Annotated in this window: 8 protein-coding genes; 6 read left to right on the top strand and 2 right to left on the bottom strand. The window is 23.8% G+C overall.

Annotated features, from left to right (window positions below; all coding sequences use genetic code 11):
- Nucleotides 1-112: 112 nt before the first annotated feature.
- From BGI41_RS06290 to fwdF, 6 genes are all read left to right on the top strand, one after another.
- Entirely contained in the window at nt 113-1081 is a 969-nt protein-coding gene (locus tag BGI41_RS06290) for an NAD(P)-dependent oxidoreductase (protein ID WP_088539594.1), read from the top strand.
- Nucleotides 1082-1231: 150 nt separating this feature from the next.
- Nucleotides 1232-1921: a glycosyltransferase family 2 protein gene (locus tag BGI41_RS06285; RefSeq protein WP_088539592.1), complete on the top strand. Its 690-nt coding sequence runs from the start codon at nt 1232-1234 to the stop codon at nt 1919-1921.
- A gap of 262 nt (nt 1922-2183) precedes the next feature.
- The gene (locus BGI41_RS06280; RefSeq protein WP_088539590.1) at nt 2184-2600 is read left to right on the top strand and encodes a hypothetical protein; all 417 of its coding nucleotides are present in this window, start codon (nt 2184-2186) and stop codon (nt 2598-2600) included.
- A gap of 704 nt (nt 2601-3304) precedes the next feature.
- Nucleotides 3305-3763, top strand: a complete 459-nt coding sequence (locus tag BGI41_RS06275) for a phosphopantetheine adenylyltransferase (RefSeq protein ID WP_088539588.1) — start codon at nt 3305-3307, stop codon at nt 3761-3763.
- Nucleotides 3764-3849: 86 nt separating this feature from the next.
- Nucleotides 3850-4041, top strand: a complete 192-nt coding sequence (locus BGI41_RS06270; protein ID WP_088539586.1) for a 4Fe-4S binding protein — start codon at nt 3850-3852, stop codon at nt 4039-4041.
- Between the two features lie 18 nt (nt 4042-4059).
- Nucleotides 4060-5046 carry a tungsten-dependent formylmethanofuran dehydrogenase subunit FwdF gene (fwdF, locus tag BGI41_RS06265; protein ID WP_088539584.1) on the top strand — a complete coding sequence of 329 codons (987 nt, stop codon included), beginning with the start codon at nt 4060-4062 and terminating at the stop codon, nt 5044-5046.
- Between the two features lie 177 nt (nt 5047-5223).
- On the opposite strand, the gene BGI41_RS06260 is transcribed toward fwdF, so the two are convergent.
- Both BGI41_RS06260 and BGI41_RS06255 read right to left on the bottom strand, forming a co-directional pair.
- Nucleotides 5224-5403, bottom strand: coding sequence for a hypothetical protein (locus BGI41_RS06260; protein WP_088539582.1), 180 nt, complete (start codon nt 5401-5403; stop codon nt 5224-5226).
- Nucleotides 5404-5485: 82 nt separating this feature from the next.
- Entirely contained in the window at nt 5486-5689 is a 204-nt protein-coding gene (locus tag BGI41_RS06255; RefSeq protein ID WP_088539580.1) for a class III signal peptide-containing protein, read from the bottom strand.
- Nucleotides 5690-5865: the final 176 nt, after the last annotated feature.

Raw genomic sequence — 5865 nt, 5'->3', positions numbered from 1 at the left:
GTATTAACTCTTTAAATTAATGTTTTTATGAAAAATGTTGATTTTTACTTAAATTAATATTTTTTGTTTAATTGAAAAATTTATAATAATTTAATTAATATTGGAAGATAAAATGGAAACTCAAAGAATTTTAGTAACTGGTGGAGCAGGATTTATTGGTACTAATCTTGTAAATGAACTTAGAAGTAGAGGTCATGAAGTATTATCTGTTGATTTATTACATCATGAAGATGAAGCAGATTTATATTCTGATGAATATTCTGATTATGTAAGAGGAGATGTAAGAAATTATCGTCAAATAGAAAGAATATTTGAAGATAATGATAAATTTGATTATGTTTATCATTTAGCAGCAGAATATGGTCGTTGGAATGGTGAAGCATACTATGAAAATCTCTGGGAAACTAATGTTATTGGTTTAAAAAATATGATTAGACTTCAAGAAAAACTTGGTTTTAGAATGATTTCATTTTCAAGTTGTGAAGTTTATGGGGATTATAAAGGAATAATTACTGAAGATCTTATGGAAACACATCCAATTAATGAAACATATCAAATGAATGATTATGCTATTAGTAAATGGGCTGGAGAATTAATGGTTATGAATTCTGCTTCTATGTTTGATACTGAAACTGTTAGAGTAAGACCTTTAAATTGTTATGGACCTCATGAAGCTTATTCTCCATATAAAGGTTTTATTCCAATATTTATTTATAAAGCATTACATGATTTACCTTATTCAGTTCATATGGGACATAAAAGAATCATTGATTATGTTGGAGATACTGTAAATACTTTTGCTAATATTGTAGATAATTTTATTCCTGGTGAAGTTTATAATGTAGGTAGTAAACCTGAATGGGAAAAAGATATTAAAGAATATTCTGATATTGTTTTAGATGCTTGTGGAAAAGATGATTCTCTTGTAACTTACACACCACCAGAACCATTTACAACTAAAGTAAAAACAGTTGATTGTTCTAAAGCAATTCGTGATTTAAAACATGATCCTAAAGTTACACCTGAAGAAGGTATTAAAAAAACAGTTGAATGGATGAAAGATTATTATAGAATTGAATAAATTTATTATTAATTATTTAATTTTTTATTTAATCTAATTCTTAATATTTAGATTTTTAGGTTTTTTACTTTTTATTAAGTTTTAATTTTATAATTAAGTTAGATTTTTAAGTTTTACTTTATTAACTTAAATTTTTATATAGGTGTTTTAATGGATAAATCAATAATAGCTTTAATTCCTGCATTTAATGAAGAAGTAGCAATTGGTTCTGTTATTTTAAGAACATTACAATATGTTGATAATGTTTTAATTATTGATGATGGAAGTACTGATGCAACTAATAAAATTGCTAAACTTGCAGGAGCAGAAGTAATAACTCATGCAGAAAATTTAGGAAAAGGTGAAGGATTAAAATCAGGTTTTCAAGCGATTAAAGGTAAATATGATATAGTTATTACAATTGATGGTGATGGTCAACATAATCCAGATGAAATTCCTAAATTAATTGAGCCTATTATTAATGATGAAGCAGATTTTGTAAATGGTAGTAGATATATGAATGGGCCTGAAGAAAACACTCCAGCATATAGAAGAGTTGGTCAACAGGTTTTAGATAAAGCTACTAATATATCTGCAGGTTGTAATGTAACTGATTCACAAAGTGGTTTTAGAGCATTTTCATCTAAATGTTGTGATTGTTTTAGGTTTAAAGATACTGGTTTTGGTATTGAAAGTGAAATGCTTGTTGATGCTGCAGAAAATGGTTTTAGAATAAAAGAAGTACCTATTACTGTACGTTATGATGTTGATGGTTCTACAAAAGATCCTGTAACTCATGGTGTTGGTGTACTTTTAAATATTTGTAAAGATAAAATTGTAAGAACTTTTAAAAGGGATTAATTAAATTTTAAAACTTTTATTTAATTTATATAGTATCTTAAAAGTTTTATTTAATTTTATAAGTTATATTTAAAAAAATAGGATATTTTTTATTATATTTTAAAAAAGTTGATATTAATTATATAGAATATATTCAATGAATGTAATTAAATGATATATATTTATAATTAAAAAGAATATTTAGTTAATTTCTTTAATATATTCTTTTATTTATTTAATTTAATTGTTTTATGTTTAATTTATTTTATAAAATGTGATTGTTATGTATACTGATGAAGAAAAAATTCAATTAATGAAAGATTTTGACACTATGAATGAATATGAAGAGCAAAATTTTCCATATGATGAAGAATTTCCAGATAAATTAGTTAAAGTTATTCATGATTTAGACCTTGGTAAAATTAATTCTGATTCTCAAGAAATTAAAAATGCAATTTTAGATTTAGAATATAATTTATATGGTCAAGGTATATTTTTAAGAGAAGAAACTAAATTCTTTGAAGAAGGTTTTGAGATATATCTTAATATTGGTATTAACTCTAAACAGTTAATTAATCTTATTGATTGGTTAGATCAATTTACTTTTGAGATTAATCCTGTTTATGAAGATGGATTTGCATCATTAAATATTATGTTTCTTTTAAAACCTACTTATGAATATGAAGATGTTGATAATTAGTTTTTATTTATTTTAATTAAGAATTTGTTTTTCATGATTTGAAATTTATTTTCTGTTTTTATTAATTTCAAATCTTCTTTTTATTTTATTTAAGTCTATTTTTTTTATTGTATTGTTTAGAATAAGTTTTGTGGTTTTTTATTTTGTTTTGGTTTTTTTTATTGTATTGTTTAAAAATGATTTTATGTTTTTTATTTTTAAACCATTATTTTTAGTTTAAATATTTTTTTTTAAAAACAAACTTTATTATTTTTTTATAGTGATAAAATACTATTTTATGTAATGATAATACTAACACTTAATTGTCCAGGTAACTGTAAATATTGTTGGATTTCTGATAAATATATAAAATTAATGGATATTAATATTATTAAAGATATTAAAGAAGGGTTTGAGACTTTTAGAATAATAAACATCTTCCTTTTACTTTTCATAGTGGAGAACCATTATTTCCATGATATGGATTTTATAAAGTGGTTTTTTCAATTTTAAATCAATTAAAAAATAGTAATGGATATTCAAAGCAATTTATATGATTATAATTTATAATTCGTTAATATAAGAACTTTATTATATTTATTTTTTTATTTTATGATTTTTATATTTCTTATATTTTTATTAATTCATAAGCTATTTATTTAAATATATAAAAATTTAAATAAAGCGATTTACATACTAATTTTAATAATAGATTTAAGGATTTTATGATTAATAAGAGATATAAAAAAGTTGTTGTTGGTGGAACTTTCGATAAGTTTCATTATGGTCATAGGAAGTTGTTGGAAACTGCTTTTCAATTAGGTGATTTTGTTGAGATAGGGGTTACTTCTGATGCTTTTGGTGGCCTTAAGGGTGATATTGATCCATGTAAAGTACGTATGGAGAATTTATCTAATTTTTTTAAAGATTATGATAATTTTCATTTATGTAAATTAGATGATAAGTATGGCCCTAGTATTTACGAAGAAGATTTTGATGCTATTGTTGTTACTGAAGAAACAGAACCTACAGCAGTTGAAATTAATGAAATTCGTAAGAATAAATCTATGAAACCATTGGATATAGTTGTTGTGAGTTTTGTTTTAGCAGATGACAATATTCCAATATCTTCTACAAGAATACGTAATGGTGAAATTGATAAGAAAGGCAATCTTCTAGATTAATTTTTTTATATTTAAGTTAAAACCGATATGTTTATATATACACTTCGTTTATATCTATTATTAAGAAAAATTTTTATGGTGATTTAATGGCAATTATTATAGATGCAGATAAATGTGGACATATTCAAAATTGTCCAGGTGAAGGTTTATGTATTAAATTATGTGAAACCGGCGCCCTTACTGATGTCGATGGTGATGTAGCAGTAGATGATAGTAAATGTGATGAATGCGATTTATGTATTCAAAACTGTCCTAATCAAGCTATATCTAAACAATAAATTTAAGAGGTTTTTTTCATGTCCCTTGTTAAAAGAGAAGGTATTGAAAATAGGGAATTAATTCATAATAATGATAAATGTGTAGGATGTGGAATTTGTGCAGATATTTGTCCTACTGAATCATTAAGATTAGGCCCTATTGTACCTATTGCACGTGGTTTATTAAAAATGGACTATATTTCTTGTAATGCAAATAATTGTGTATTATGTGGATTATGTGCAAGTGCTTGTCCATTTGATGCTTTATCTTTAGAAATTGACGGCGAAGTTATTTCAAATATTGGAAGTTATCCAGTATGGCATAATGGTGCAGAAATAAATGATGAAGATTGTTTATACTGTGAAAATTGTGTAGAAGCATGTCCTAGAGATTCTATATTTTTCAAAAGGGAATTACCAGATCGTAATGATTTACTTGTTGGTACTATTAGTGTTAATGAAGATGATTGTATTTATTGTAAAGTATGTTCAGAATTATGTCCTGCTGAAGCAATTACAATTAGTTCAAATAACGAATTTGGAATTCCAGATACTATAGAAATCAACGAAGATAAATGTGTATATTGTCAAGTATGTAAAAGAGCTTGTCCTCAAAATGCTATTAAAGCAGTTTGTTCAACATGCATGCATCAAGAAGAAATTGAAAAACCTAAAATTACAGGTACTATCTTTATTGAACAAAATTGTGTTAACTGTGGATGGTGTGAATCTGTATGTCCTGCAGATGCTGTTAAAGTTAACAAACCATTTGTTGGTGAAGTATTAAGAGATCCTGAATTAGTATGTAAAGGTGAAACTTGTCACGCATGTCAAGATGTATGTCCATGTAATGCAATTGAAATTATTGATAATGAATCTTCAATTGATCCAAGTCATTGTGTTTTATGTGGAGCATGTGCTAAAGCTTGTCCACAACATTTACTCACTGTCAAACGTGACAGTATGAAATTAGATAATATTCAATCTCCTTCATGGAAAAGTATTCTTGGAAAATTAGTTGAATAAATTTAAAATATAAGTTTGTTTAATCAAACTTTATTTTTTATTTTATTTTTTTTAGTCTAAATTTTATTTTTTTTAAAAGAACTATTTTTATTTTTTTTAATCTATTATTCTTAAATAATTCTATATTTTTAGCTTTATATTGATTTTATTAAATATAATAATGGACGAAATTATCCATTATAAATTATTTAATGTAGTATTTCGCCCTATTTCAATAAGATTTTTTAATTTAGTATTTATATGATTGTTTAATTTAAAAACTATTTCACCAACTATTAAAACAAATACTAAAGTTAAACCTATTAATAAAATCATTTCTGAACTTATTTGTCCATTATTATCCTTTTTTATATTCATTTAATCACATAATTTTAGTATTGTTATATTTTTTCTACTTAATTATGTTTAAATATTTAATCATATATTTATTGTAGATATATTATGCAGAAATGTTTTCTCTAAGTTTATCCATATCAGAACTTGCATTTAACTTATTAGCACTATTTTGGAAGTATGATTTGTAAATTAGTATTGCAGCTATTGCAATTACAATAACACCTCCAAATAATAAGATATATTCTGCAGCTCCTTGACCAGCATACTCTTTATTTAATTTTTCAATTGTATATTTTAGTTTATTCATATATAATCACCTAAAATATTTTATTAATAAAAAGGTAATTATAATTTAATTATTTTTAAATTAAATCTTTGTTTAAGGTTTAACTTTTATTTAATTCAATTATTTTTTGAATTTTAAAAAAATTTTTAGATTTTAATTTTTTTTATGAATTTATATTTTTTTAATTCTTATAGTAT

This window comes from Methanobrevibacter sp. 87.7, assembly GCF_002208625.1.
In the GTDB taxonomy this organism is placed as follows: domain Archaea; phylum Methanobacteriota; class Methanobacteria; order Methanobacteriales; family Methanobacteriaceae; genus Methanarmilla.
This window is presented reverse-complemented; position numbering and strand designations above follow the sequence as displayed.